Source organism: Paenibacillus sp. FSL H7-0943, from assembly GCF_037963265.1.
GTDB classification, from domain to species: domain Bacteria; phylum Bacillota; class Bacilli; order Paenibacillales; family Paenibacillaceae; genus Paenibacillus_AQ; species Paenibacillus_AQ odorifer.
On record NZ_CP150148.1, the window covers coordinates 2,613,709 to 2,639,655 of the forward strand.

The following is a 25,947-nucleotide window of genomic DNA, read 5'->3' on the forward strand; positions in this document are numbered from 1 at the left end:
GTGTTGTATAGGGATGAATACACAAGCTCATAATCAAATTCAGAATCATATTGCTGTTGATATCGGAGCCTCTAGTGGGAGAGTGGTCTGTGGAACCTTGCAGCAGCCGGGAAGAACCCTGTCTATAGAAGAAATTCATCGCTTCAGTAATGGATTCGCTGAACAAAATGGTAATCTATATTGGGATATAGATTATTTAGTTGCTGAAATCGTCAAGGGCTTACAGCAGGCCAAGGCTAGAGGGATCGAGCGCTGCACCGTGGGCATCGATACTTGGGGTGTCGATTATGTACTTCTCGATCAGGAGGGAGCGCGGATCCATGAGGTTTTTTCTTATCGTGACTCCCGAACGGATGGAGCGATAGAGAGGCTGCATCGTAACATCTCAACTGAAAGCGTTTACGGAAAAGTGGGGATACAATATCTCCCGATAAATACGTTGTATCAACTGTTTGTGCATGATCAGGCGGAGCTGGAAGCAGCACATTCCATCCTGCTGGTCCCTGATTATCTTTATTATCGGCTTACGGGTCGCAAGATTAGTGAAGTGACGATAGGTTCCACCTCTGGGATGCTGAATCTTCACACTCGTGATTACGATGAGGATCTTCTGTCGGTGCTTGGTATTTCAAAAGAGCAATTCCCTCCCTTAACAGAACCTGGGGAACCCGTTGGGAGGTTGACGGAGGACTTGGCGGCTCGCGGTGATCTTCCAGATTGCGAGTTCATAGCAGTAGCCTCTCATGATACAGCATCAGCTGTATTAGGGGTTCCGGCAAACAGCGAGAAATGGGGATTTCTCAGTAGTGGTACTTGGTCACTCATCGGGGTGGAACGGGGTTCAGCCATCACAAGTAAAGAGGCAATGTTACGCAACTATACGAATGAATGGGGAGCCTACGGCTCATTCCGGTTTCTTAAAAACATTATGGGCATGTGGTTGATTCAAAAGGTTCGTGAGGAGTACGGCGGACAATACAGCTTCGGCGAGCTGGTAGAGCTGGCAGCACAAGAAATCCCCTTTAGATCGATCATTTATTGCAATGATGAACGATTTATGAATCCACAGAGCATGATTGACGAGATCCGCAGCTATTGTGTGGAAGCAGGACAGCTGGTCCCTCAAACGCCTGGGGAAATAGCTCGATGTGTTTTTGATAGTCTTGCTTTATCTTATTATTTCTACATTCAGGATCTCCAGCAATTGACGGGTGACAACTTAGAGAGGTTGCATATCGTTGGCGGAGGTGCGAATAACGGTCTGTTGTGCCAGATTACGGCAGATCTGCTGGAGATGGAAATTCACGCCGGACCAACAGAATCTACGGCTTTAGGCAATCTGGTTGTGCAGATGATCAGCACGGGTGCTGTAACTGATCTTCAAGAGGCGAGAGAAATTATAAGTCGTTCATTCCAAGTAACATCTTATATACCGAAGGGGATGGACCCCACGACCAAAGAAGCGGCTTTGGCACAGTTCGCCCGGCTACAGGTCGTTAATTAGTAGCTAAGTTTAGTGGAAAACGAGCGAAAGAGAGGCAAAAGTGCCTCTCATCGAGCGCAATACGCGGAACACGAGCTAAAGAGAGGCAAAAGTGCCTCTCATCGTGCGGCGTATGCGGAAAGTGAGCTAAAGAGAGGCAAAAGTGCCTCACATCGAGCGCGATACGCGGAAAACGAGCCAAAGAGAGGCCAAAATGCCTCTCATCGAGTGCGATACGCGGTACGCGAGCTAAAGAGAGGCAAAAGTGCCTCTCATCGAGCGCAATACGCGGAACGCGAGCTAAAGAGAGGCAAAAGTGCCTCTCATTGAGCGCAATACGCGGAACACGAGCTAAAGAGAGGCAAAAGTGCCTCTCATCGAGCGCAATACGCGGAACGCGAGCCAAAGAGAGGCAAAAGTGCCTCTCATCGAGCGGAGTACGCGGAAAACGAGCGAAAGAGAGGCCAAAATGCCTCTCATCGAGCGCAATACGCGGAAAACGAGCTAAAGAGAGGCAAAAGTGCCTCTCTTTGAGCGGAGTACGCGGAAAACGAGCGAAGGAGAGGCCAAAATGCCTCTCATCGAGCGCAATACGCGGAACACGAGCGAAAGAGAGGCAAAAATGCCTCATCTAAAACACACTAAGTTAAAAATCAGGAGGCTCAAACATGGAGCAGAGTAAAGAGAGCTTACAGAGCATTCAGAACAGCTACAATGAAGCGAAAAAGCTTTACGCACAGCATGGGATCGACGTAGATAAAGTGTTGGAGCAGCTAGCGGAAATTAAGATTTCTTTGCATTGTTGGCAAGGTGATGATGTGAAGGGTTTTTTGAATAAGGAAAAAGAACTGAGCGGCGGGATCGCAGTCACCGGAAGTTACCCGGGGCGGGCCGGGAATCCGGAGGAGCTGCGCCGGGATTTGGAACAGGCTCTAGCACTCATCCCAGGGCAACATAAAATAAATTTACATGCTATTTATGCGGATACAGAAGAGACTGTAGATCTCGACGCGTTAGAGCCTAAGCATTTTGAGCGCTGGGTGAGCTGGGCCAAAGAGCAGGGACTCGGATTGGATTTCAATCCTACCTGTTTTTCTCATGAAAAAGCAAACGATGGCTTCACACTGAGTCACCCAGATCCTGAAATCCGCAACTTCTGGATCGCTCATTGCAAGGCCTCACGTCGAATCGCCGAGTCCTTTGGCCAAGTATTAGGTCAGCCTTGTGTCACTAATTTTTGGGTTCCAGATGGTTATAAAGATACGCCGATCGACCGCTTGTCACCAAGGGTACGGCTTCAGCAGTCACTCGATGAAATCTTCAGCGAGGAAATCGATCAGCAATATAACATTGATGCTGTAGAAAGTAAGCTGTTTGGTATTGGTTCGGAAAGTTACGTGGTTGGCTCACATGAATTCTATATGGGTTATGCGCTAAGCCGGGGCAAGGCGGTGTGCTTCGATGCTGGGCATTTCCATCCAACCGAGACGATTTCGAATAAGCTGTCTTCCTGGCTGCTGTTTGGGGATCAATTACTGCTGCATGTTAGCCGTCCAGTACGCTGGGATAGTGATCATGTGGTAACTATGGACGATGAGCTGCTCGAGATTGCCCGTGAACTGGTTCGTGGTCAGTTTCTGGACAGAACGCATATTGGATTAGATTTTTTTGATGGAAGTATCAATCATGTTGCTGCTTGGGTGATCGGAACACGAAATACATTAAAAGCTTTGCTTCGTGCCATGCTGGAGCCAATCGAGCAATTGAAGCAAATTGAGCTGGATGGAGATTACACTTCAAGGCTTGCCTTGGTCGAGGAATTTAAATCGTATCCGTTTGGAGCCATTTGGGATTATTATTGTGCGAAGAATGGCGTACCGGTCCGGGAAAGCTGGCTAAATGAAGTGAAACAGTATGAGGCTGAGGTTTTATCGAAAAGATAGAGGTAGAAGTAGAAGTGAAGTAGAACGAACTTTAACAATATAAGTAGATAAAAGATAGGCGGTTACCGGCAGGTAGCCGCTTTTTTATGTTTATGAATCGTACATGATTTGAATTCAGCTCTGATCTCTGCTATGTTTTATCCAAAAGAGAGCGAGGCGCAAACTATGAAACAATATGGACCGAACCCGAATACGCTCTATCCCAATGAACAAATTAAAAGTATCTGCTATATAAAAAATGCGATTACAAGAGACAATATCATTGTTGGCGATTATACCTATTATGATGATATAAACGGTGCAGAGAAGTTTGAGGAACGTGTGACTCATCATTATGATTTTATTGGCGATAAGCTTATTATTGGAAAATTCTGCGCGATTGCCAAAGGCATTGAATTTGTCATGAATGGTGCCAACCACCGGATGAATTCGGTTTCGACCTATCCGTTTAATATCATGGCCCATGGCTGGGAACAGGCGGTCCCGGATTTAAAAGATCTGCCGCTAAAAGGTGATACAGTCATCGGAAACGATGTTTGGATTGGACAAAATGTTACGGTTATGCCAGGTGTGCATATTGGAAACGGAGCAGTTATCGCAGCCAATTCTACAGTTGTAAAGGATATCCCAGCGTATAGTGTAGCTGGAGGAAATCCCTGCAAAGTGATTAGACAACGTTTTGATGATGAAATGATCGAATATCTTGAAGCGCTGAAGTGGTGGGATTGGGATGCTGAGCGAATCTTTAAGAATCTTGAAGTGTTATGCAGCAGCGATTTAACGAAAATCAAAGCGATCAATTAACCGTAAGTAGGTTCAGGATACGGACTTTAGTTTATCTTAAAGATATAAACCTCAATTGAGGGAATACTTTAGGTATGTACGTCATATGAACCTTTCGGAGGGAACCGGCAATGAAGAAAGATAAGGTCAAGAATAGCATGGAGCTCACTGCAGAGGAATTTCCATATAGCAAAGAAAATGAGGAAATGGTAACGCAAAATTTTTGGACGAAAACTAAAAAGTTTGCAGGCAAAATTCCATTTACTAAAGATGCTATCGCGATGTATTATTGTGCCGTCGACGCTAAAACACCTTTATGGGCGAAAGGAATTGCTTTCGGTGCATTGGCTTATTTTATTTCTCCTATAGATGCTATACCCGATGCGATTCTAGGTCTTGGATTTACAGATGATGCAGCGATTATCGCAGCAGGCATTAAAGCGATATCCGGTCAGGTAACCAACGAACATAAGGAAAAAGCTGCAGCGTTTTTTAATGGGGAAAAATAAAAGGTGCAGCATTGAGCTACACCGTAATATCTGTACCTTCAGGACAGCTTTCTGCGGAAAGCTGTTTTGTTTTGTACACCTCGCCCCAATCTTTCATGAGTTTAATAATAGGAATCAGTGTCTTGCCGAATTCAGTTAAAGAGTATTCGACTTTTGGGGGAACCTGATGGTAGACCTCACGGTGTACAACCCCATCCTCTTCCAACTCTCTTAGTTGCAGGGTCAGCATACGTTGGGTAATGCCCGGGCAGATCCGGCGGAATTCGTTAAAACGTTTCGTGCCATCAATCAAGTGATAGATGAGAATTCCTTTCCATTTGCCTCCTATAACGTCCAGTGTGAATTCTACAGGGCAAGCTTCTTTGTTGCTTTCCGGGAAATTTCCGAAGCCACCTTTTCGGTCACGCATAGCTGTTCAACTCCCATGGTATCATTTTGTATACTACATAACATTATTGTGCGTACTTTTAAAGAAGTGATATATACACTAATATTAAGCATGTGATCGGCAAACAGTCAAATGCTCGTCGATGCTAATCAAGTAAAGGGAGTGTTACTCATGGATACTTTATCGTTAAACAAGAATGAAATCCTGTCTGCATATCAGTTCAGACATGCAACTAAAGAATTCGATAGCCATAAAAAAATTAGTGAATCGGACTTTCAATTTATTCTGGAAACTGGACGATTGTCACCAAGTTCATTCGGATTCGAGCCTTGGCGTTTTGTGGTAGTACAAAGTCCGGAAGTACGTGAAAAATTACGTCCTTATGCCTGGGGCGCACAAAAGCAATTGGCAACCGCAAGCCATTTTGTGCTTATTCTCTCACGTCTTCCTAAAGATATGGCTGCTGACTCCGATTATATTAAAGGGATCATGGAGAATGTGCAGGAGTTGCCTCCGCAAGGAATGGAAGGAAAACGTAAAGTTTTTGATAAGTTTTTGAAGGTTGATTTCGGACTGATGGAGAATGAGCGGGCAATGTTCGAATGGAGCTGCCGGCAGACTTATCTGGCGCTTGGGAATATGCTGACTTCAGCTGCGTTAATCGGGATCGACTCCTGCCCAATGGAAGGTTTTGATAAAGCTAAGGTTGAGCAGATTCTGGAAGAAGAAGGGATTTTGGATGCTGAGCATTTTGGAATCTCCTGTATGGCAGCTTTCGGATATCGCCTGAATGAACCACGTGGTAAGACGCGTCAAGGTGCAGAGCAAGTAATTCAGTGGGTTTAACGAAATTGAATCTTAATCTTTGAGCCTGTAAAGTCTCTGTATTCTGGGGATTTTGCAGGTTTTTTTGCGATATTTCTTATAAGATTCAAAAATTAATTGAAAGTTTCATGAAAACTCTGATACCCTTATGAAGGTGACTCCATATTAGCGCTATCGCTTTAACTTAATAATGAAGGGATCCTGCATCATGAAAATCATTCGCATTATTATCCAAGTGTTCCTGCTATATTTGTTCTACTTGGCTGGGGACTATCTGCAAAAGCAACTGCATCTCCCCGTTTCCGGGAGTATCGTAGGATTACTGTTACTTTTTGTTCTATTGTTATTCAGGGTCGTGCCTGTGAAGTGGATTGAAGAGGGTGCTACAACGATATTAGCTTATCTTCCGTTATTTTTTATTCCAGCGACAGCTGGGATCGTGAATCATATGGATATCTTTAGTGGTAGAGGTTTACTATTAATCCTAATCCTTATCGTTAGCAGTGTTCTCACGATTGCCGCAGCTGCACATTCTAGCCAATGGCTTACTAGCGTAAACAACAAGCTGAAAGCGGGATGGAGCGGCAAGAGACTAAGCGAAAAGGGGAAGGAAATATAATGTTTTTTATCGCAACAGGTATTGTACTGCTTAACGTAGCTATTTATTTGATGATGTCAGTAGTATATAGACGATTTCGTATTCCTGTACTTATTCCCGCGCTTACAGCAACAGTGATTGTTGTAACTTTACTACTATATTTTCATATTCCGTATGATACATATATGATAGGCGGCAAATGGATTAATCAGCTGCTCGGTCCTGCTGTAGTATCGTTAGCCTACCCATTATATAAACAACGTAATGTGTTGATTGAGAATCTCCCGGCAATTCTGGGCGGAGCCATTGTAGGTCTGCTTATAGGGATGTTTAGTGGACTGCTTTTGGCGGCAGGTCTAGGCTTCTCTAAATTATATGTTTTATCTTTATTACCTAAATCGATCACTACACCTGTAGCGATACAGATCTCGAACAGCTTAGGTGGGGACTCTTCTTTAACCTCTGTATTTGTTATGATTGCTGGATTTACAGGTGCGATTGGCGGACCTTTTATCATCAAACTGTTTAGAATTCGTAGTGAGGTTGGAATCGGAATTGGTCTAGGAACCGCTTCACATGCTCTAGGAACAGCAAAGGCCTTGGAATATGGTGAACAATCCGTTTCGATGAGCTCGGTTGCGATGACTGTTTGCGCCGTAGTTGGCTCTTGTATCGGCCCACTTGTAGCGTGGATGATGTACCCTTAAATTATTCTTTTAATTGGACTATGTTTGCAAAACACTCCATCGGGTAACTATAACTAAGGAACAAAAAAAGCAAAGCACCTGAGGAGGATTTCACATGTCCGATCACACACAAGATGAAGCGGAAATCCGCAACAAGGAAAATAAAGAAGGCGATTCATTAGCTGAAATTAAGAAGATGGAGAACGGTGTAGACATCGAGCCAGAGGCAGATGAGTGGGTAGCCAAACCTGCTGAATCCTCACACCCAGATCCGCTTCCCGATAATTTGGAGTAAATGATTCGGAAGACAGGCTGTCCTTTAGGGGACAGTCTGTTTTTGTTGATGATTATAGTAAGTATTGTATAATAAATAAAAGTACAACCTCATCAGAGTGTTTTCTCCAAGTTCGTCTTAGCTTTTCGCAAATTTCACAGATCTTTGCCAACAGGGAGGAAATGGAATGCGTAGTCGGAATGAGAACAGCCGTTACCGGCAAAAACGTGGTGAGGCTCTCGCAGGAAACTTTGAGAAAAAGTACGGTTCAAACTTTGGCGTACGCAGTGAGCTTAAGATGGATGCACTGAAGAAACAAAACGACGATCAGTTGCTGACGACACCTCATGAAGAAGAGCATAAATAATTAGAGGTAACAAGTGGGAGACTTTTACTCCTGGAATTCTGGAATGGAGGCATAACCTTTTGGGTTATGTCTTTTTTTGTGCGCATATTTCCAGAACGATCAAGACATAATAGGGCCGGATGGACAACTAAGAAAATAATGACAACGGGAGGCGAGATTAGGTCATGATTATTCCTATATTTTCGTTAAGTGGAGATATAGCAGTTACTGTGGTGGGCCAATACTTTTTTTATTTTATGGTCTATTCCTTTTTAGGTTGGGTATTGGAAGGGACCTATAATCTATACAGTAATGGAAGCTTTCGCAAAGAAGGATTTCTAAAAGGTCCATTTAAGCCGATGTACGGCTTTGCTCCACTATTGCTATTGATTGCTAGAGATTTGACGCTGCCACTTCCGCTTTTCCTATTTCTTGCGCTAATCATTCCTTCTGCTGTGGAATTTATAAGCGGTTGGCTGTTAAAAACGGTATTCCATAAGCAATGGTGGGATTACTCAGGAATGTCTTATCAACTGCAAGGGCATATTTGCCTGCGTTTTTCTCTATATTGGTGGGGGCTTTCAGTAGCTAGTGTGTATGTAATTCAGCCGCTTATGGAGCTTTTATATTCGGGTGTTCAGCCTATTTGGAAATTCGTGCTTCCGATCGTGGGGTTCTACTTTATGGCGGATTTATTATGGACCTGCTGGAGCCGGTATCGGATGGAGAAAACCCCTCAATATCAGAAGTAATGGTTTTCTATATGTGTACTACGAGTCTTCTTTTGTGTATCAAGCACAAACATTTCGTGGACAGGCATTTCGATATTGCATATCCGTTTCTAGTCATAAATAATATAGCAATATATTAAATACTAGACGGACTGGTGGCGATAACGATGACAGGGAAGATTCTAGTGAGCGCATGTCTGTTAGGGCATAAAGTACGTTATGATAATGGCGATGTTCCGTGTCTCGATGCCCGATTCCTAAAGTGGTATGAGGAAGGGCGTTTTGTCCATATTTGTCCAGAGGTAGTGGGAGGTTTGCCAACCCCTCGTCCTGACGCACAGCGGCAAGGAGATCGGGTAGTGACGGGGGCAGGCGTTAATGTTACGGAGCCATTTATGAAGGGGGCTCAAGCCACACTAAAGCTGGCTAGGGAACATCAGGTTGCATTAGCTATTTTAAAACAAGACAGTCCTTCATGCGGAAGCCTGTATATTTATGATGGAACCTTTAAAGATACGAAAGCACCGGGAGAGGGCACCACTACGGAGCTGTTGAGGAAAAATGGGTTTAAAGTATTTGGCGAAGATCAGCTGGATGAAGTCGAGCAGGAACTCGCACGTATGGACGGGCAGGGCATTCTTTAAGTAATAAATAGGCTGTAGGATACATAGTGTGTATAAGGGGAACGAAGCAGTGTCCTTGGGAGAGGAAATGCCGTCCGATGAGCCATCCTTCATTTGGGATAGGAGGCGGACGCAGATGAGTATTGATCAGCTCATTGCTTTGCTCGTTCTTGTCATTATGATCGTACAGCTTGCTGGCACAAAAGGTAAACACTAAGACTCACCTCATTGTAACTGCTTCCGGAGCTCAGCATTTTTTGAGTTCGGAAGCTTTTTTTGTCCACGGCTATGCATATTGTGAAATCTAAAGGATTCCTTCATAGTGATGTCTAATATACATATAGTGGGTTTTTGGGAAGTCCAAGGAAAGAATTTAGGGGGAACTATGAAATTTAGAACATGGATAATCATTGTGCAGTTATTTATGATTGCTGTGCTTGTAGGCGTGTTGGCGGCCGATCTAGGTGAGACAGGCTCAGATGAGTCTAAACATGATGATATTTTAATACATTTTGATCAAAAAGATTTAAACAGGATGAAAGAAACCGTTCAAAGGTTTAGTGAAGGTAAAGGAGATAACCTGATGTTGATTGAGCCAACCACGGATAGTGGACGGTTAATTCATGATTTCTATTCTAATGGTAAAGAGCTTCATTGGGTAAAGGATGATACAAGAGATGCATGGAGTAGTAGTCCTGGGAAGATCGAATATGTATGCCAAGCGATTGAACTAATAGAGACAGGTGAGCGGTTTAATGTCGAGTTATCTCAATGTAATGTTCAGCCAGACGGTGAGAAAATAAACGTGATCAGCTTTTTAAAAGAAAGATTATAAACCCATTTACGGAGAGGATGGATGATCAATATGCCGATGTCTGAGTACTATCAAGGGATTCGTGGGAAAGTGGGCTCAGAATTATTAATGATGCCTTCCGTAGCTGCAGTAGTAAGAAATAAAGAGGATGAGATTCTGTTCATCCGCAAGCCAGGAGAATCTTTGTGGGGATTGCCTGCGGGAGCGATTGAGCCAGGGGAGCGTCCCGGAAGAACCTTACGCAGAGAGGTATATGAAGAGACAGGGTTGATGGTTCATCCTACGTCGATTTTAGGTGTTTTTGGTGGAGCGAAATATAGATACGAATATAGTAATGGCGATCAGGTAGAATATACGGTTATTGTATTTGAGTGCTCTATTATCAGAGGAACGCTTAGAGCTATAGATGGGGAGATCGAAGAATTTAAATTTTTCAAAGAGAACGAGCTGCCAGAGATTGCAATTCTTTATCCTAGAGAGATTTTTATAAAAGACCGAGAGAAGACTGCAACGATATTTGAGTGACTGAGAGGAGTGCCTCATGAAGACATACATTTATATGGTTAGACATGCAGTGTCACCTTTTGTATTAGGGAACGAGCGGGAACGGGGATTATCCGAAAAAGGACACGCAGACGCTTATAGAATCAAAGAGCTTTTGGCGGAGGAGAAAATTACATATTTTGTATCCAGCCCATATAGACGAGCCGTAGAGACAATTAAATATTTGGCAGAAGCTTCGAACCAAGAGATTGAACTGTATGAAGAACTCAGAGAACGAGCAATCGGAAGTGTCGAGATTGAAATCAGTGAAGATGATTTTCTGCAGGGCATTCGGACATCGTTCAACGACAAGCAATATAAAATGCCGGATGGAGAGAGTACCCAGGAAGCACAAGAGCGTGCAATTCCTGTTATCAAGCAATTAATTCAACAGCATAAAGGCGGAAAAATCGCATTAGGTACGCATGGGAATATCATGACCATTATCCTGAACTACTTCGATAAGAAGTATGGATATGAGTTCTTTGAACAAACGTCCAAGCCGGATATTTATAAGCTGGAATTTGAAGAATTGGAGCTTACCCATGTGGAGCGGCTGTGGGACTCCGAAGTGCTGAACAGATGAAATATTTTATAAAGCTGAATGCACTAAGCGTACTTTATGCCTTTATGTTGTTTGTTGTAATAGAGCTGCCATTGAATATTTATCGAATCAGCAGAATTTCCGGCTTGGAGCTGGGAAAAGTAGATACCTTGCTGTTTATCTTCAAGCTTGTTTTATTTTTATTATCTTCTATAGTATTTATTTGGCTTACAAAAAAATATTTGAGCGGAAAAAAATCCATGTATTTCACTACGATCCTATGGTTTCCCTATTTGATTCTATTCATTAGTTTATTCGCAACCTGGTTCCCAATCACAGAACCTGCAGATAAACCTGCACCGGTAACAGGACTGATTATAATAGGAGCCATGATTATTTATCCGTTTTATATCGCAATGATTAGTATTATCGCAAGCATTAATTTTAAGTCAGAAGCTGGATAGAGGTTGGAAATGAGGATCAATGATTTGAAAGAAAGACTTTTTTATACTTGTATCTGCCTCGTTGTTATTGTATTGGGGTTAAGCTCTAGAGTATGCACGGATCAGCTGCCTTTGTTTGTATCTAGACATTTCGGAGATGCGCTTTGGGGCAGTATGGTTTATTTTATGTTTCGGGTTCTACTGGTAAATCAAAAGCTAAGGCTCGCCTTTGTATGGAGTTTGGTGTTTAGCTTCGGCATAGAATTTAGCCAGCTGTATCAAGCGGAGTGGATCAACAGCATCCGTTCTACAGTATTGGGTGGTCTAATTCTCGGAAAAGGATTCCTGTGGATCGACCTTGTTAGATATTTAGTGGGCATTGCCCTTTGTTATGGATTGGATCAATACTTTCACCAAAAGGTGCACCGAAATAATAAATAGTGTTTATTGGAGAGGAACCTTTAAATGGTAAATAGTTTGATTGTGGTATGCTTGCTTACGATGATTATTCACACGGCAGAAACCTTATCGTATTCGGTACGATACGCCGGAGTGAAGCTGAACAAGATAGCCATTGCGTTATCTCTCACAGGCATTATTGTTCTCGTCTCAAGAACTGCAAATATGATCCAAGCTCCACTGACGGCTAAATTCGTAGATTATGCCAAAATACATTCCGATTTTCCACTTCTTAATTACTTGAGAATTATATTATTGGCTTCTTCATTAGGGACTTTAATTGCCATTGCTGTGTTCCCTACCTTTGTAGGCTTGTTTGGGAGAATCATCTCTAAGCTTGAAATCGAAGGTTCTATCCCAAAACTGCTTACCAGTGTGACGATCGGGCAACTAAAGAACACCAGAAAATACATAAGAAAACCAAAAGTGAATCTATATAACTTCAGATACCTGGGGATTCCTAAACGTTTTATTGTGATGAATGTTTTTGTGACAGCCTTTTACACCGTAGGTGTCATATCATCTTTGTACGCTGCTCATCTAATGCCTCAATATAGCACGACTGCTTCTCAAGCTTCCGGACTGATTAACGGTATGGCGACTATTCTGCTGACCATATTTATCGACCCACAGCTTGGTCTTATTACCCATAAGGCTACTGAAAATGTAGAATACCGTGATCAGCTAGGAAAAATATATGTGGTATTGATGGGTTCACGATTTGTAGGCACTATATTTGCTCAGCTCCTAATTGTGCCTGCAGCCCAATTAATTAGTATGTTAGTGAAGCTGATTTGAGCCGGTGGGGGCGAATCATAATCATTAGGGAAGTTTAGATTCTGCTGCTCGTAGTGCTAGCGAAGTCTTCTGTTCCCAGCTGTAAATATTCTGCTGCATGGAATGAATTCGTTTCATTTGCTCATAGGATGATTTCAATTCTGTGGCGGCTCTAACTGCATCTCCTTGCTTAACAGCTGCTTTATATTGTTTGTCAGCTTCCGCGCGTACTTTTTGCGTGGCAGCGAGATTCTTACTCTCGGCAGTTATTTGTTTCTTTAAAGCAGTGATGGGTGCCAACGCATCTTTGACGGGTTTAAGCTTAGCAGCGGTTTGCTTGCGAGCGGCTGCCAAAGCGGTTGTCTTTGTCTTAATTTCGGCTCGGGCGAGGGTTACAGCAGCCTTTAGTTTATTACGCTTCAGGTCCAGCAATGTGACTGTTTTCAAGTCTTTAGCTTTCTTGGCTGCGGTAGACTGTTTACTGAGTGTGCTGTATTGTTCCAGAAGGGGAGTATGTTTCTTCTGAACTGAGCTAGCTTCTGAAGATAAGCGGCTTAACAGTGCTTGATCTGTTGACTGTATGACGGTACGAATAGATTTCAGAGCGTCATTATTCTGTTTGCGTAACTTCTGAATTTTTGAGTTATCTGTCTTGAGGGTGGCTTGAAGCGCGGTATAATTACCATGAAGACTGTTAATGTCATCCAGCGCGGAATCCCAGCCAGTAGCAGCAGACACAAGTGTGAGGTTACAGGTTAAGAAAGCTGCTACCAGCATTACTTGAGCCACCCATTTTAAATCCCTAATTCTGAAAATGTTCGTTCTACATCTGACGGTGTTTTTTGGCTTAAACATTCCTCTCAGCTCCTTAATGAATTAGTTAATATACGCAAAAAAGCACCTCCAAGATAGGCATTGACGCCTGTCTTGCGAGGTGCTTCTCCCGCACAGAAATATAAAAGATGCTCTTACTATAACTTGAAATTAATGGATAGTCAATGAACAATAGAACGTTTGTTTGCTTGTTTTTATAATTGTGAAATACAAAGGGGAGTAAATATGAGTTCACATCTAGAGTATGGGCACGATCGAGTGGCCCTGATTACCGGAACCTCCAGTGGATTTGGACTGCTGTCAGCGCTCAAATTAGCTGGACAGGGGTTTAAGGTGATAGCAACCATGCGTGATTTAAGCCGTAAAGGCGAGCTGGTGCAGCAGGCAGAGCAGGCAGGAATTTTAAAGCAGCTTCATTTAATGACCATGGATGTAACTGACAGCGATTCTATAGAGACAGCAATATCTTCAGTACACGAAACATTTGGAAGAATTGATGTTCTAGTCAATAATGCAGGTTTTGCCATTGGCGGTTTCATAGAAGAAATATCTATGGAGGAATGGCGGCGGCAAATGGAGACGAACTTTTTTGGATTAGTGGCTGTGACAACAGCTGTGCTGCCCATTATGCGAGAACAGCAGAGTGGCACGATTATTAATGTGGGAAGTGTAAGTGGATTATCCGGATTTCCAGGTTATGCGCCTTATGCAGCTTCTAAATTTGCTGTTGAAGGCTTCAGCGAAAGCCTGCGTCATGAAATGTCCCCTTATGGAATAAGGGTGGTATTAATTGAACCGGGCTCCTTCCGAACACCGATATGGGGAAAAGGCATGGAGCAAATTCGACGTAAGGAGGATTCTCCGTATAAAGCGCGTCTTGACGCTGTGCTACGATATTCCAAACATACTGCTGAGACAGCGCCTGACCCTAGTCAAGTGGCTAATCTTATCGGTCGTATTACCGAAATGAAGGCACCACGGCTACGTTATCCTATCGGCAAAGGTACGCGAATCTTAATCTTAGGCAAAACGCTGCTTCCATGGAAGTGGCTGGAGAGAATTATTGCGAAAGAATTGAGGTGATAGGATGGAGTCATCCATAAATTTAACAATCATTAAACTAATAGGTTATGTGTCCAGTTTGATGACCGTTTTTTTATGGCTAATTTTTATATTCATCAATCCTTATGCTGAGATTACGAATCGCTCCACTCTTGTGATTAGTATAATTATGTTGTTATTACCGGCGGGGTTATTAGCAATAGGTGTCTTTTTAAACAGAAGTCGGCTAATGCTGCTTGCATTTATCTGGAGTTTTCCCTACAGTTTATATATGTTATTAACACCGGGAATCTTTAGGTTGTTCGGGATTACGAGCCTAATGTATTTACTTTGTTTTGTGTTATTTAGAATGAACAAGATTAGATATTGAACAAGGATAGAGGTGTGCCGATGCTAGAATCGTCCGGAATCCATATCTGCTTCAACGCAGATGGCCGTGAAATAGAAATCCTCGATGTTACTCCATTTGGCAAAGATAAATTTCGAATTGAAGAGACACCGATTTTTAATCCGGCTGTTACAATGGGAGATATTATACAGGTGAAGGAAGAAAATGGAGTCTATTATTACCAAGAGACTGTTCAAAAATCTCCTTTCAAAAGATACGCTTGGCTGCTTAGTAAAGAAGCTGTTGATTCAACGGCCATTGCAGCTTTTAAACATAGAATTATAGAGAATGAAGGCAAATGTGAGTTGATCTTTGGCGGTTTGTTCGTCATTCATATTCCTAAGAATACTTCAATTGATGTTGATGGGGAAATGAATCGAATTATTGAGCGGTTCGAGATTTAAATACTAAGAAAAAAATGCTGCGTCATGAAATGCAAGGAAACTTGCACATGATGACCGCAGCATGGAGAATAGAAGAAACGCTTTTTATTTTATTTCTTCCATAAATGTCTTAAAATTTTCGGCGATTTCTTTTGATTTGGTATGGTGCAGATAATGTCCTGCATCAAGTTTTACCAATTTTCCTTGTACGGAATTTTTGACTTGCTCTTCATGCAATGATATCCAATCTTTTAAGAGAGTATCATCCCCTTGAACAAAGAGCAAAAGGGGGAGATCCTTTGGAAAAGTTGAATTTAGAGCCCCTTTATAATTAGAAGACATATGTTCCACTTCATTTAAGTTAGTGTAATTATAAGTGTTTCTAAGCGTAAGCAATCTCAATTGTTCTTTAGTTTCATCATCAAACGGCAATTCAGCATAGGGATTTCCACTTGATTTAAATAACAATCTGCCCAAGCCTGATTCTCTAAGTAGTTTTAATTTTCCTGTTGGTATTTTAACACCTATTCTGTCTTCCGTTGCAATACTATTATCAATCCCGACAAATGCACTCACTTCGTTTGGATATTTGTTCACATAATTCAAACTGTACATACCGGAAATAGAGTGTGCCATTAGAATATAACGGTCAATATTAAGCTGCTTTACAGCTTCATGAATTTCACTCACAATGTTTTCTGTGGTTCGCTCTTTTTCAGTTCTATCACTTAATCCATAACCGAAAGGCTCAATCACGACAACTTTGTAAAATGGAGATAGTTCATCTATTAACAGCTTAAAATCAAGTCCCGGTGCCACCGTTCCATAACCAGGTAAGAGCACGACTGTCTCTTCACCCTTTCCTTGAATCAAAACGTTCATATTTTTACCATCGACGCTTACAGACTGACCATAGGGTTTTATTTTAGCTTGGTCCGATTTATTGAGGAAAATATTAGCGACAAAAACAGTCACTAGAAAAAGTACTATTGCAGTAGCTAAAGCCCCTAAGGAAATAAGTATAATTTTCAGCGGTTTATTCATCCTTTTTTTAATAACCTCTTCTTCTGGTTTCAATCGCATCTTCTCCTGTTCTAATCGCTTTATTCTAGCTATCTTAATGAGTTGCTAAAGAAAGCTTACCCGATGAAGATGAACTATACATGACGACAATATGAACTGAATATGAACCAGCTAAAAAAAGTTTGACTCTATAAAATGAATGTGAGGTGAGCAATAATGTTGAAATTTATGAAGCAATGGTTGCCGAGTATTGTGATCGCAGTGGTTATTTCTTTGTTTGTTAGAACCTATGTTGCTGAAGCCATGAGAGTTCCAACGGGCTCTATGATCCCAACGATTCAAATCAATGATCGCTTAATTGTTGAGAAAATGTTATGGATGACCACACTGGAGCATGGAGATATTGTTGTATTTACGCCACCTGTAGCTGGTGATGAGAATAAAAGATATGTAAAAAGGCTAATGGGGCTGCCTGGAGATACCTTGGAAATTAAAGACGGCGCACTTTACCGAAATGGAGCGAAGGTTAACGAACCTTACCTCAATGAACAGATGGATTACACTTTTGGACCGGTTACGGTACCCGCCGATCATTATTTTTTTCTCGGAGATAACCGGAATATAAGCTATGATGCTCATTTGTGGGATACTCCATTTGTGTCGAAGGATAAGTTGATTGGGAAAGTAATCGCTGAATTTAGCAATCCCTTTTAGGTAGTGTGTAAGACGGATAAATGTAAGGCTTAATCTCTAAAAATAGATTTAGGGGTGCTGAAGTCGCGGGGGTCTTTTGAACTAACCGAGTGGTTTAATGAGTCTTTAACCATATTGTTACTTTGGAAGAATTTAGCTATCCTTAAGGTAAAATATACCTACATATAGTAAGGGGTGCTGAATTTTGAAAGCTCATGTCACAGATCTCAAACATGGCGATTGTCTAATCACAGATACATTCAATAGTGTTGGCCTACACGTGCTTCCGAAGGGGACAGTGGTCTACGGAGAAGAAATCACCATCCTGATGAGGCATCAAATTGATTATGTCGATATTGAACCACGCATGATGGTGCTGGATAATGAAGAAATGAATGTGGCACAAGGGATAGATGGTAATTTTGATCAAGCCATCCAAAACTATGAATCTATATTTCTGGAAGCACTCAGCAAGGGTAGCTTTACGCAGTCGGATGTTGATAATACGCTGCAGCCATTGCTGGAAAAATTGGATGAACAAAAGGATGTCGTTTCTTTATTATTGCTGCTGGAACGTGATGATATCAGTACATACAACCATTCATTGCAGGTCGGACTGTTATCTTTTTACATAGCGACTTGGTTAGGTCATACAAAAGCCGAAAGATTTGAGATTAGTAGAGCCGGTTATTTGCACGATATCGGAAAAAGCCAGATTGCTCCACATATCTTAAATAAGACGGATAACTTAACTCCCGAAGAATCAGAAGAACTAAAACGTCATACTACGTATGGATACGACATTATCCTTAAATCGATGAATGACGAAAAGACCGCACTAGTGGCGCTTCAGCATCATGAATTCGAGGATGGTACAGGTTATCCTAACAATCTCCGTAAACAGGACTTGCATCCGTATACGCAGATTGTTGCTGTTGCAAATACTTATGTAGGCATGACCTTAGGAAGAGCGAATCAACCAAAACAAGGCCTGATTAACGTTCTGCGCAAGGTACATGAGCTTGGATTTGGCAAGCTGAATGGAAATGCGGTACAAGCTCTAATCGGACATTTATTGCCGAATTTTGTGGGTAAGAGCGTTCAGCTTAGCAATGGTGAGCAAGGTACGATTATTATGAATAATCCGTTGGATATTTTCAAACCTCTGGTAAAAATAAATGAGACTACGTTCAGAGACTTATCTAAAGAGCGTAATTTGACTGTTGAAGAAGTATTTATTTAACGAATATTTTTGTGGCGATAAATAGGAGGCTATCTCCCTGATCCGTAAAATCAGGGGATAGCTTTTTTGTGTTATAATCGAAATTGGGTTAAAAACCCTTCAATATGGAATAGGAGAGTGCTTATCGTGATTATCAAATTCATTCGTTTACGTTAATTTGAGGTGCAATTCAATGATGACATCATCCATTTTTTTGAAAATGTATTGAGTCTTATTTAACTGTGCATTCATTGATAAAATTCGAATGAAATGAGGAATGAACAATGAGCGAAAAAATAGTAAAAGTAAACGGAATTGATATATGTTCGGATAGTTTTGGAAATCCTAGCAATCCTGCGATATTGCTGATTATGGGTGCCACCTGTTCTATGGTTTATTGGGATGAAGAGTTCTGTCAGCGATTAGCAGATACCGGACGTTACGTTATTCGTTATGATAACCGGGATGTCGGACGTTCCGTAGTTTATGAGCCTGGGAGTTCCAATTATACCGTGATGGACATGGCAAATGATGCTGCTGGGTTACTAGACGCCTATAATATAGAACAGGCAAATATCGTTGGAATGTCCTTAGGCGGAATGATTGCGCAAGTCCTTGCTACACGTCATCCGCAAAAAGTTTTAACCTTAACCTTGATCGCATCAAGTTTTTTCGAATCTGATGATAATGATCGGAACTTGCCTCCTATGGATGAGCGGATCCTCGCATTCCATGCAGATGGAGCAACACTGGATTGGTCTAATGAGGAAGAGGTAGCCAATTATTTGGTTTCAGGTTCCGGCATACTCTGTGGTTCAAAACATAAATTCGATGAGAAAAGAGCGTATAAACAAGTAAGGATGGAAATAAAACGTGCCAACAACTTGCTTAGCATGTTTAATCATTCTCTTCTTACAGGGGATGACGACTACGAGGGCAAGGCAAAAAATATCATGGTTCCTACCTTGGTTATCCACGGCACAGAAGACACGGTGCTTCCTATAGAGCATGGCTTGGCGCTTGCTGCGGAAATTCCTAATGCGTCGCTTCTAACCCTGGAAGGAACGGGCCACGAAGTCCACCCGGATGATTGGGAAACAATAATCAAAGCCATTTCGAATCATACTTTAGGCGGTAAAGCTTAACAGGGCTTATAGAGTAAAATAAAGAAGGGCTACAATTCGGTGTTGCCGATTGTAGTCCTATTTTTTTAGGATTACTTCGTCCCTAGGAATTAAATCGCTTCACTAATTTGTCTTTATGTGCAGTAAAAGCCTCTTCTAAAGTGATGCCATATAAGTCCGCTAACAATGCGATATTTCCGAGAACATCCCCGATTTCCTCAATCAAGTCGTTTTTCAGTTGCTCTGGAGTACGAGTCGATTCATCCGGTCGATCTCTGCCGATTTCATAGGAGCGAACAGCTCGCGCGACTTCACCTGTCTCTTCCATTAAGAATCCGACTCTTATAAAAGGACCATAAGTAGTCCAGCCTCGTTCTCCATAAAAATGATTAATCCATTTCTGCACATCATTAATTTCCATATTATGTAGCACTCCTTAATCTTTCACATGATTTATACTCCAACATATAGTATATTAGATAGCGGACATTATCAATATATAGTTTGGAGATGAGATTTTGAAATCAATATGTGTTTTCGCAGGATCGAATTTAGGGTTGCATGAGGATTATAAAGCTAAAGCTGTTGAACTTGGTAATTACATGGCTATGAATAATTATCGTTTAATTTACGGTGGCTCAAAAATCGGATTAATGGGTGAAGTCGCTAATGCTGTTTTGAATGGTGGAGGCGAGGTAATCGGGGTAATGCCTAGAGGATTATTTAATGGGGAAATGGTACATAGAGAGTTAACGCAGTTGATAGAAGTAGAGGATATGCATGGCCGTAAAGCAAAAATGGGAGAGCTGGCAGATGGCTTTATTGCTTTACCTGGAGGGTTTGGAACGTATGAGGAGCTCTTTGAGGTTTTGTGCTGGTCACAAATTGGCATACACAAGAAGCCGGTAGGGGTTCTAAATATCAGGAATTATTTTGATCCTCTGATGAATCTGATACATAACAGTATTCAAGAAGGCTTCTCTAATTCTTCGCATCTCAGTCTGCTAAACGTATCCAACGAGCCGTTGGAACTCTTAACTCTATTGAAGGAGTATGTTCCGCAAACGCTTGAGCAAAAGTGGAAACAGCTCAACTGAATAATGAACTATTAGTTTAATGATCGGGTACTCGGGTACACTGTGATCTGGACGTAAACCAACCGAAATCAGGCATTAGTTTCTCCATGACCTTTACCGCTTAGCGTTCGGACTCAGAAGGCGTTATTTGCACTTAGGTTACTTTGGGTTCTCGCGCGATTTGAACTATCCCCCATGCTTGTGAACACACTTTTCCGATGGATCGGACTCAGCTGACCTTATTTCTCCATTTCGAATGTTTTAGGCGAGCTATCGGACTATATTGCAGCTATTTACTCATAACCACACCGATTCTGCACTGTTACATGGTGATAAGAGCTATACGGTCCGATACTTCTGTAAAAATGACCCAAAAGCTCAAATAGCTGCAATACGGTCCGTAACATATTGAGGAGCTTTGGCTAGTTTGGTTATTTGGGTTAATTTAGTTGCTTGGGCATCATGGGTTTGGTTCTTAGGTTTATCTCCTTTTGAGCAGGGTTTCGGACTCCAGTGACGTTATTTCGTATGAAGAGGTTCATATTTTGTGTTTTTTTGCCAATAGCGATTATGGAGTCCGATAGCATCCCGATTATGGGATTATACTGTGTATAAGGTCAACTGGGTCCTATAGCGACTTCGCAAGTGGATTCGCGGCGCAAAAGGTACGTAATCAAACGAAGTGTGAGGTTTGGATTATGGCTACATTACCGCTGAATTTGAAATTCACTAGTGGATTGGCTATGATAAATATAGAGAAACGCTACAAGAGGAGAAATGAGATAATGACCCCCGAGAATCAAATCGAACAATTTAAGAAGCTTAAGCACGATATCACTCGTTTCATGTTAATTTATAAATTTGCATTGGATGAGATGGAAACGAAGATTGAGATCCTAAAACAGGAGTTTCAGTCTCTGCATGATTACAGCCCAATTGAACATACCAAATCGCGTATTAAGTCTCCAGAAAGTATCATGAACAAGATGCTGCGCAAAAATGGTGAATTATCGCTGGATTCAGTGAAAAATTGTATTAAAGACATCGCTGGTCTGCGGATCACCTGTTCTTTTATCTCTGATATCTATCATGTTAGTGAGATGCTTCAGAAGCAGGATGATCTAACGGTCCTTGAGGTAAAGGATTATATTAAGAACCCTAAACCTAACGGATATCAGAGTCTTCACTTGCTGATTCAAGTCCCTGTTTTTATGTCCGATCGCCAGGAGCTTGTCTGTGTAGAAGTTCAAATTCGTACCATTGCTATGGATTTCTGGGCAAGCCTCGAACATAAAATCTTTTATAAATATAATAAATCAGTACCTGAGAGTATGACTCGTGAACTGAAAAATGCGGCGGATGCCGCTCATGCCCTTGATCTGCAAATGGAGCGTCTGCACCGGGATATAAAGGAAATTAAAGACGATGATGAAGATGATCTTAGCTCCTTCGAGGAAGAGCTTCGCCGTATAGTGGTTCATAATAAGCAGTTCACACTTCCAGCTAACTTTATTAAATTGCTTGACGACAAATAAGCTGTTTTGTCCGCCTAGAGTTATCCGTTTCCTTTCGGGTGACTCTAGGTTTTTTTCTTGTATACATCATTGCCATAGATAACTAGAATAGAGTATTCTCAACTAGAAGAGAATGGTTACTTCAGCTTCATCATTTTTACATAAAAGGAGAATGAAGATGAGCGAGCGTACACTTCGCACCATTACTGTGAATCAAATCGGATATCCGCTGGATGGACAAAAGATCGTAGTATTTACAGGTACTGAGCATGATTTTCAGGTAGTTGATGTTGATAGTGGGACTATTGTGTTCAAAGGTAGTTCAGATACTGGAAGATTTGATAAAGCCAGTGGAGTTATTTTGCACACAGGTGATTTCTCGGAGGTCAATACTGAGGGAAGATATCGGATTGAGCAGGGCGAGGGTCTAGCTTCGGCATCCTTTTCAATCTCAGATCAGCCTTATCATGAGCTTCAACAGGGCTTGCTGAAAGCTTTTTATTATTATCGCTGTGGTGTTGAGTTGACTGAAGAATATGCTGGAGATTGGAAGCACAAGGCGTGTCATACCGCAAAAGGGATTGTATATGGGCAACCGGATCTTCAACTAGACTGTTCGGGTGGCTGGCATGATGCAGGTGATTATGGAAAATATAGCGGTCCCGGAGCGAAAGCTATCGCGGATATGCTGCTTGCATATGAATTATATCCCTCGGCTTTTGTAAGCGCTATCCCATTGCCTGAAAGTGATGGATCTACGCCAGATGTGCTGCTGGAATGCAGGGTGGAGCTCGATTGGTTGTTTAAAATGCAAGACTCCGCAACAGGTGGTGTATACCATAAATTGACTACGTTAAGCTTTCCTGGTCTGGATGTTATGCCTGAGGACGATACAGCAGACCTGTACTTCTCACCATTATCTGCTACTGCAACTGGGGATTTTGCTGGTGTTATGGCTATGGCTGCAAGAGTGTACAAGCCTTTTGATGCTGCTTATGCGGGGAAATGTCTGGATGCTGCGGGGGCAGCATGGGAATGGCTTGTACAGCATCCAGATGTACCCGGTTTTACGAATCCGCCTGAGATTAGCACTGGAGAATACGGGGATGGAGTCGATAAGGACGAGCGGTATTGGGCAGCGGCGGAGCTGTATCGTACGACAGGGAAAGAGGAATATCATCAAGCTGTTCTGCAGCTAGTGCAGCTTGCTTTTCCAAAATACAGTTTAGGCTGGGGTGATATGGGGGGCTATGGCACTATTGCTTATCTGTTAAATGGTGAGGAGCAAGCAGACCGTGGTTTATATGCCTCGTTAAAAGAAGGGCTTGTTGCTGAGGCGCAACGATTAGCGGAACAGAGTCGTGAGGAGGGCTATAGGATCTCCTTAAAAGAGGAGGACTATATCTGGGGCAGCAATATGCTAGTAATGAACAATGCAATGCTGCTGCTGGCGGCTGAATATTTTAGTGGAGACTCCGGTTTTGCGGACTGTGCCTTAGATCATCTACATTATCTGATGGGGCGTAACGTTCTGGATATCAGCTATGTTACCGGGTTTGGGGATCATGCCGTGATGAATCCGCATCATCGCCCTTCTGTAGGTGACCAAGTGGCTGATCCGGTGCCGGGATTGGTGTCAGGGGGGCCAGATCGTGGGCTGCATGATGAATATGTAGTTGAGCATTTACAAGGAAAACCAGCTGCGCAGTGCTTTGTCGATCATGAGCTTAGCTATTCTACGAATGAAGTGACGATCTATTGGAATTCACCTGCGGTGTTTGTTGTGGCCCGTTTTAATCAATAAAAAGCAATAGTTCGAATAGGGAAAGACGTCCTGAAACTGGATGTCTTTCTCTTTTTTATAGCTGAAATGCTATAATACTAGACGGTATGCTATTTTAGCGGATGGTATTAGGAGGTAGGGGATTGAGTAGTATTTTTGAGATTCAGAGACTTGCAAAACTTAATTGGAAAAGTAACGACCAAACTTCGAAATATCTTTTCTCGGAGATCTCCGCAGACATAGCTGAATCGGACCGCATCGCATTGATTGGTGCCTCTGGCCAAGGGAAAAGTACACTCCTTAGAATCCTAGCTCTCTTGGATGCTCCGAATGAGGGAGATATGTTGGTAAATGGGACTTCATATAAAAGTATGGATGCGAGATTATGGAGGATGAAAATAGGGTTTGTAGCACAACAAGCGGTCATGCTGTCTGGCAGTGTGGAGGATAATTTAAGAACTGTCAGCAGACTGCATGACAAACCTTATGATCTTAAACTAGTGCAGCGACTAATTGGGCAATTGGGGCTGGAGCATTTGGATTTAAGCAAAAAAGCGGCAGATTGTTCGGGTGGTGAAAAGCAGCGGATTTCTTTAATTCGATCCTTGCTGCTCCGACCTACGGTATTATTGCTCGATGAAATCACCGCTTCGCTCGATGTTAACAGCACTCAAATGGTTGAGAAGCTACTAGAGGATTGGCATAAGGAAGAAGGCACTTCGATGATTTGGGTCACTCATGATCTTAAGCAGGCGAGCAGAATAAGCACAACTACATGGTTTATGGGAAAAGGCAGGTTGGAACAGCATGTGAGCGAGTCTTTTTTTGCTGAATCTGCGGAAGAATTGGCTAAAAGGTTCGTTCGGCCTTCGGAAGGAGCGTCGTTGTTATGAGTTATACAGCACTAAGTTTCACGCTTCTGTTTGTATTAGGGACAATGTTGGTCTCCGTGTGGCAAAAGCTCGGACTGGAAAAAGATATCATTGTAGGCACAGTGCGGTCGGCCATTCAATTGCTTGCGGTGGGGTATGTGCTGCAATTTATTTTTAAATCGGATCAGGTCATTTATGTAATTGTGATAATACTCTTTATGATCAGTGTAGCCGCATGGAATGCAGCCAAAAGAGGCAAAGGCTTGCGCGGATTAGTCTGGAGAATTGGACTGGCGATTGCTACTATGGAACTGCTCATGATGGGCATTCTGCTCAGCTTACATATCATTGAGGCTACGCCACAATATATCATTCCGATTAGCGGTATGACCATTGGCAGTGCTATGGTGGTTTCAGGGTTGTTCATTAACCATATCAAGCATGAAATTCAGCAGAGCAAAGGGGAGATTGAAACGTTGTTGTCTCTTGGCGCAACGGTCCCACAGGCGATCCAGGAAGTTAGAAAAAGATCTGTAAAATTCAGCATGATTCCTACCATCGACGGTATGAAGACGGTTGGGCTTGTTCAACTCCCTGGAATGATGACCGGAATGATCATCGCGGGTGCTGATCCTGTAGTAGCTGTTCGTTATCAGATATTAATTGTGTTCTCGTTCACTGCCTCTGCTGCCATAACGAGTATGCTGCTCAGTGTACTGAGCTACCGACTCTTTTTCACGCCGGATCTAAGGCTCAAGCAAATAGTGGAGCAAGGCTAAGCCTATTTCTCACAAGCGATTCCGTCTTTGTCACGGTCGCTTTTTTTATTGGCATTATAGAGTTCTTTCGATACGTAGGGTTTGTATTTCGTTTTGCCGCCTTTGTTCTTGGTTGAGCTGGAAATGGCTACTCCACCTTTGTAATCTTTGTTTAGCTCCGTGCAGTTTTTGTAGGTTTTGGCCTTGGATTCTGCGCTAGCTGTATTCAAGGTAGCGACGGATAGAGTGAGTAGCAGGCCTGCTGCTAGACAAATGTTTAAGATTTTTTTCATGGGAACCTCTCCTATAAAAATCTAATGGAATTAATGATTGTGTAGTATCGTTGTATTTTATATTACCAGTTTAATTCATTGAGGTATACATTATTGGTGGATTTGGAAACCGTGTACATATTTATAAGTGAAGTGGGGGAATAATTAGATTCA

General features: G+C 42.2%; 33 protein-coding genes. 28 read left to right on the forward strand and 5 right to left on the reverse strand.

Annotation, left to right across the window (positions count from 1 at the left end):
* The first annotated feature begins 13 nt into the window (after positions 1-13).
* The 4 genes from rhaB (at position 14) to NSQ55_RS11145 (ending at position 4,718) form a co-directional block, all read left to right on the forward strand.
* A complete protein-coding gene (gene rhaB / locus NSQ55_RS11130; protein ID WP_280752758.1) occupies positions 14-1,504 on the forward strand; it encodes a rhamnulokinase in 1,491 nt (496 codons plus the stop codon).
* A 647-nt stretch (positions 1,505-2,151) separates the two neighbouring features.
* On the forward strand, positions 2,152-3,426 hold the full coding sequence (gene rhaA, locus NSQ55_RS11135; RefSeq protein WP_312151373.1) for an L-rhamnose isomerase: 1,275 nt from the start codon (positions 2,152-2,154) through the stop codon (positions 3,424-3,426).
* A 165-nt stretch (positions 3,427-3,591) separates the two neighbouring features.
* The gene (locus NSQ55_RS11140) at positions 3,592-4,230 is read left to right on the forward strand and encodes a Vat family streptogramin A O-acetyltransferase (RefSeq protein ID WP_076130349.1); all 639 of its coding nucleotides are present in this window, start codon (positions 3,592-3,594) and stop codon (positions 4,228-4,230) included.
* Between the two features lie 110 nt (positions 4,231-4,340).
* Positions 4,341-4,718 carry a YkvA family protein gene (locus NSQ55_RS11145; RefSeq protein WP_081383451.1) on the forward strand — a complete coding sequence of 126 codons (378 nt, stop codon included), beginning with the start codon at positions 4,341-4,343 and terminating at the stop codon, positions 4,716-4,718.
* A gap of 16 nt (positions 4,719-4,734) precedes the next feature.
* On the opposite strand, the gene NSQ55_RS11150 is transcribed toward NSQ55_RS11145, so the two are convergent.
* Complete coding sequence (locus tag NSQ55_RS11150; RefSeq protein WP_076130348.1) at positions 4,735-5,127, reverse strand: helix-turn-helix domain-containing protein; 393 nt, start codon at positions 5,125-5,127, stop codon at positions 4,735-4,737.
* 150 nt (positions 5,128-5,277) lie between these two features.
* On the opposite strand from NSQ55_RS11150, the gene NSQ55_RS11155 reads away from it, so the two are divergent.
* The 14 genes from NSQ55_RS11155 to NSQ55_RS11220 all read left to right on the forward strand — a co-directional run bounded on the left by NSQ55_RS11155 (position 5,278) and on the right by NSQ55_RS11220 (position 12,790).
* Entirely contained in the window at positions 5,278-5,952 is a 675-nt protein-coding gene (locus NSQ55_RS11155) for an NAD(P)H-dependent oxidoreductase (protein WP_076130347.1), read from the forward strand.
* Positions 5,953-6,139: 187 nt separating this feature from the next.
* Positions 6,140-6,550 (forward strand): CidA/LrgA family holin-like protein, encoded by a 411-nt coding sequence (locus tag NSQ55_RS11160; protein ID WP_036689778.1) that lies wholly within the window; start codon positions 6,140-6,142, stop codon positions 6,548-6,550.
* Positions 6,550-7,236, forward strand: coding sequence for an LrgB family protein (locus tag NSQ55_RS11165; protein ID WP_076130346.1), 687 nt, complete (start codon positions 6,550-6,552; stop codon positions 7,234-7,236). Before NSQ55_RS11160 ends, NSQ55_RS11165 begins: the two co-directional genes overlap by 1 nt.
* A 94-nt stretch (positions 7,237-7,330) precedes the next feature.
* A complete protein-coding gene (locus tag NSQ55_RS11170; protein ID WP_036689781.1) occupies positions 7,331-7,510 on the forward strand; it encodes a hypothetical protein in 180 nt (59 codons plus the stop codon).
* Between the two features lie 166 nt (positions 7,511-7,676).
* A complete protein-coding gene (locus NSQ55_RS11175) occupies positions 7,677-7,856 on the forward strand; it encodes a hypothetical protein (protein ID WP_038570027.1) in 180 nt (59 codons plus the stop codon).
* A gap of 164 nt (positions 7,857-8,020) precedes the next feature.
* On the forward strand, positions 8,021-8,587 hold the full coding sequence (locus NSQ55_RS11180; RefSeq protein ID WP_036689784.1) for a putative ABC transporter permease: 567 nt from the start codon (positions 8,021-8,023) through the stop codon (positions 8,585-8,587).
* Positions 8,588-8,733: 146 nt separating this feature from the next.
* Complete coding sequence (locus NSQ55_RS11185) at positions 8,734-9,210, forward strand: DUF523 domain-containing protein (protein WP_339173307.1); 477 nt, start codon at positions 8,734-8,736, stop codon at positions 9,208-9,210.
* 49 nt (positions 9,211-9,259) lie between these two features.
* The gene (locus tag NSQ55_RS11190) at positions 9,260-9,406 is read left to right on the forward strand and encodes a hypothetical protein (protein WP_155288116.1); all 147 of its coding nucleotides are present in this window, start codon (positions 9,260-9,262) and stop codon (positions 9,404-9,406) included.
* 168 nt (positions 9,407-9,574) lie between these two features.
* Entirely contained in the window at positions 9,575-10,024 is a 450-nt protein-coding gene (locus NSQ55_RS11195; protein ID WP_076130343.1) for a DUF4362 domain-containing protein, read from the forward strand.
* A gap of 30 nt (positions 10,025-10,054) precedes the next feature.
* Positions 10,055-10,528 carry an NUDIX domain-containing protein gene (locus tag NSQ55_RS11200; RefSeq protein WP_076130372.1) on the forward strand — a complete coding sequence of 158 codons (474 nt, stop codon included), beginning with the start codon at positions 10,055-10,057 and terminating at the stop codon, positions 10,526-10,528.
* Positions 10,529-10,544: 16 nt separating this feature from the next.
* A complete protein-coding gene (locus NSQ55_RS11205; protein WP_076130342.1) occupies positions 10,545-11,132 on the forward strand; it encodes a histidine phosphatase family protein in 588 nt (195 codons plus the stop codon).
* Positions 11,129-11,554, forward strand: a complete 426-nt coding sequence (locus NSQ55_RS11210; RefSeq protein WP_076130341.1) for a hypothetical protein — start codon at positions 11,129-11,131, stop codon at positions 11,552-11,554. The genes NSQ55_RS11205 and NSQ55_RS11210 overlap by 4 nt, the downstream gene beginning before the upstream one ends.
* Positions 11,555-11,578: 24 nt before the next feature.
* The gene (locus tag NSQ55_RS11215; RefSeq protein ID WP_339173318.1) at positions 11,579-11,974 is read left to right on the forward strand and encodes a DUF2809 domain-containing protein; all 396 of its coding nucleotides are present in this window, start codon (positions 11,579-11,581) and stop codon (positions 11,972-11,974) included.
* A 24-nt stretch (positions 11,975-11,998) separates the two neighbouring features.
* Positions 11,999-12,790 carry a lipid II flippase Amj family protein gene (locus NSQ55_RS11220; protein WP_036689792.1) on the forward strand — a complete coding sequence of 264 codons (792 nt, stop codon included), beginning with the start codon at positions 11,999-12,001 and terminating at the stop codon, positions 12,788-12,790.
* A 24-nt stretch (positions 12,791-12,814) separates the two neighbouring features.
* On the opposite strand, the gene NSQ55_RS11225 is transcribed toward NSQ55_RS11220, so the two are convergent.
* A complete protein-coding gene (locus NSQ55_RS11225) occupies positions 12,815-13,624 on the reverse strand; it encodes a hypothetical protein (protein ID WP_339173323.1) in 810 nt (269 codons plus the stop codon).
* 204 nt (positions 13,625-13,828) lie between these two features.
* Here NSQ55_RS11225 and NSQ55_RS11230 point away from each other — a divergent pair, with 204 nt between their 5' ends.
* Together NSQ55_RS11230 and NSQ55_RS11235 are read left to right on the forward strand one after the other, a co-directional pair.
* Complete coding sequence (locus NSQ55_RS11230) at positions 13,829-14,686, forward strand: SDR family oxidoreductase (protein ID WP_339173325.1); 858 nt, start codon at positions 13,829-13,831, stop codon at positions 14,684-14,686.
* A 369-nt stretch (positions 14,687-15,055) separates the two neighbouring features.
* Complete coding sequence (locus NSQ55_RS11235; RefSeq protein ID WP_076130337.1) at positions 15,056-15,457, forward strand: DUF4265 domain-containing protein; 402 nt, start codon at positions 15,056-15,058, stop codon at positions 15,455-15,457.
* Positions 15,458-15,541: 84 nt separating this feature from the next.
* Here the strand turns inward: NSQ55_RS11235 and NSQ55_RS11240 are convergent, their stop codons facing one another.
* A complete protein-coding gene (locus tag NSQ55_RS11240; RefSeq protein WP_076187003.1) occupies positions 15,542-16,519 on the reverse strand; it encodes an alpha/beta hydrolase in 978 nt (325 codons plus the stop codon).
* Positions 16,520-16,675: 156 nt separating this feature from the next.
* Between NSQ55_RS11240 and lepB the strand changes: the two genes are divergently transcribed.
* From lepB to NSQ55_RS11255, 3 genes are all read left to right on the forward strand, one after another.
* Positions 16,676-17,173 carry a signal peptidase I gene (gene lepB / locus NSQ55_RS11245; RefSeq protein ID WP_076130335.1) on the forward strand — a complete coding sequence of 166 codons (498 nt, stop codon included), beginning with the start codon at positions 16,676-16,678 and terminating at the stop codon, positions 17,171-17,173.
* 184 nt (positions 17,174-17,357) lie between these two features.
* The gene (locus NSQ55_RS11250; protein WP_076130334.1) at positions 17,358-18,395 is read left to right on the forward strand and encodes an HD domain-containing phosphohydrolase; all 1,038 of its coding nucleotides are present in this window, start codon (positions 17,358-17,360) and stop codon (positions 18,393-18,395) included.
* A 263-nt stretch (positions 18,396-18,658) separates the two neighbouring features.
* On the forward strand, positions 18,659-19,519 hold the full coding sequence (locus NSQ55_RS11255; protein ID WP_339173331.1) for an alpha/beta hydrolase: 861 nt from the start codon (positions 18,659-18,661) through the stop codon (positions 19,517-19,519).
* An 82-nt stretch (positions 19,520-19,601) separates the two neighbouring features.
* On the opposite strand, the gene NSQ55_RS11260 is transcribed toward NSQ55_RS11255, so the two are convergent.
* A complete protein-coding gene (locus NSQ55_RS11260) occupies positions 19,602-19,919 on the reverse strand; it encodes a MazG-like family protein (RefSeq protein WP_036689803.1) in 318 nt (105 codons plus the stop codon).
* A 97-nt stretch (positions 19,920-20,016) separates the two neighbouring features.
* Here NSQ55_RS11260 and NSQ55_RS11265 point away from each other — a divergent pair, with 97 nt between their 5' ends.
* From NSQ55_RS11265 to fetB, 5 genes are all read left to right on the forward strand, one after another.
* On the forward strand, positions 20,017-20,595 hold the full coding sequence (locus NSQ55_RS11265; RefSeq protein ID WP_339173335.1) for a TIGR00730 family Rossman fold protein: 579 nt from the start codon (positions 20,017-20,019) through the stop codon (positions 20,593-20,595).
* Positions 20,596-21,359: 764 nt separating this feature from the next.
* Complete coding sequence (locus NSQ55_RS11270; protein WP_076130330.1) at positions 21,360-22,109, forward strand: GTP pyrophosphokinase family protein; 750 nt, start codon at positions 21,360-21,362, stop codon at positions 22,107-22,109.
* A gap of 157 nt (positions 22,110-22,266) precedes the next feature.
* Positions 22,267-23,892 carry a glycoside hydrolase family 9 protein gene (locus NSQ55_RS11275; RefSeq protein WP_339173338.1) on the forward strand — a complete coding sequence of 542 codons (1,626 nt, stop codon included), beginning with the start codon at positions 22,267-22,269 and terminating at the stop codon, positions 23,890-23,892.
* A 122-nt stretch (positions 23,893-24,014) separates the two neighbouring features.
* A complete protein-coding gene (locus tag NSQ55_RS11280; RefSeq protein ID WP_179088807.1) occupies positions 24,015-24,764 on the forward strand; it encodes an ATP-binding cassette domain-containing protein in 750 nt (249 codons plus the stop codon).
* Positions 24,761-25,522: an iron export ABC transporter permease subunit FetB gene (fetB, locus tag NSQ55_RS11285; protein WP_076280315.1), complete on the forward strand. Its 762-nt coding sequence runs from the start codon at positions 24,761-24,763 to the stop codon at positions 25,520-25,522. The genes NSQ55_RS11280 and fetB overlap by 4 nt, the downstream gene beginning before the upstream one ends.
* A gap of 2 nt (positions 25,523-25,524) precedes the next feature.
* Here fetB and NSQ55_RS11290 read toward each other — a convergent pair whose 3' ends face one another.
* Positions 25,525-25,794, reverse strand: coding sequence for an excalibur calcium-binding domain-containing protein (locus tag NSQ55_RS11290; RefSeq protein ID WP_076130327.1), 270 nt, complete (start codon positions 25,792-25,794; stop codon positions 25,525-25,527).
* Positions 25,795-25,947 lie beyond the last annotated feature (153 nt).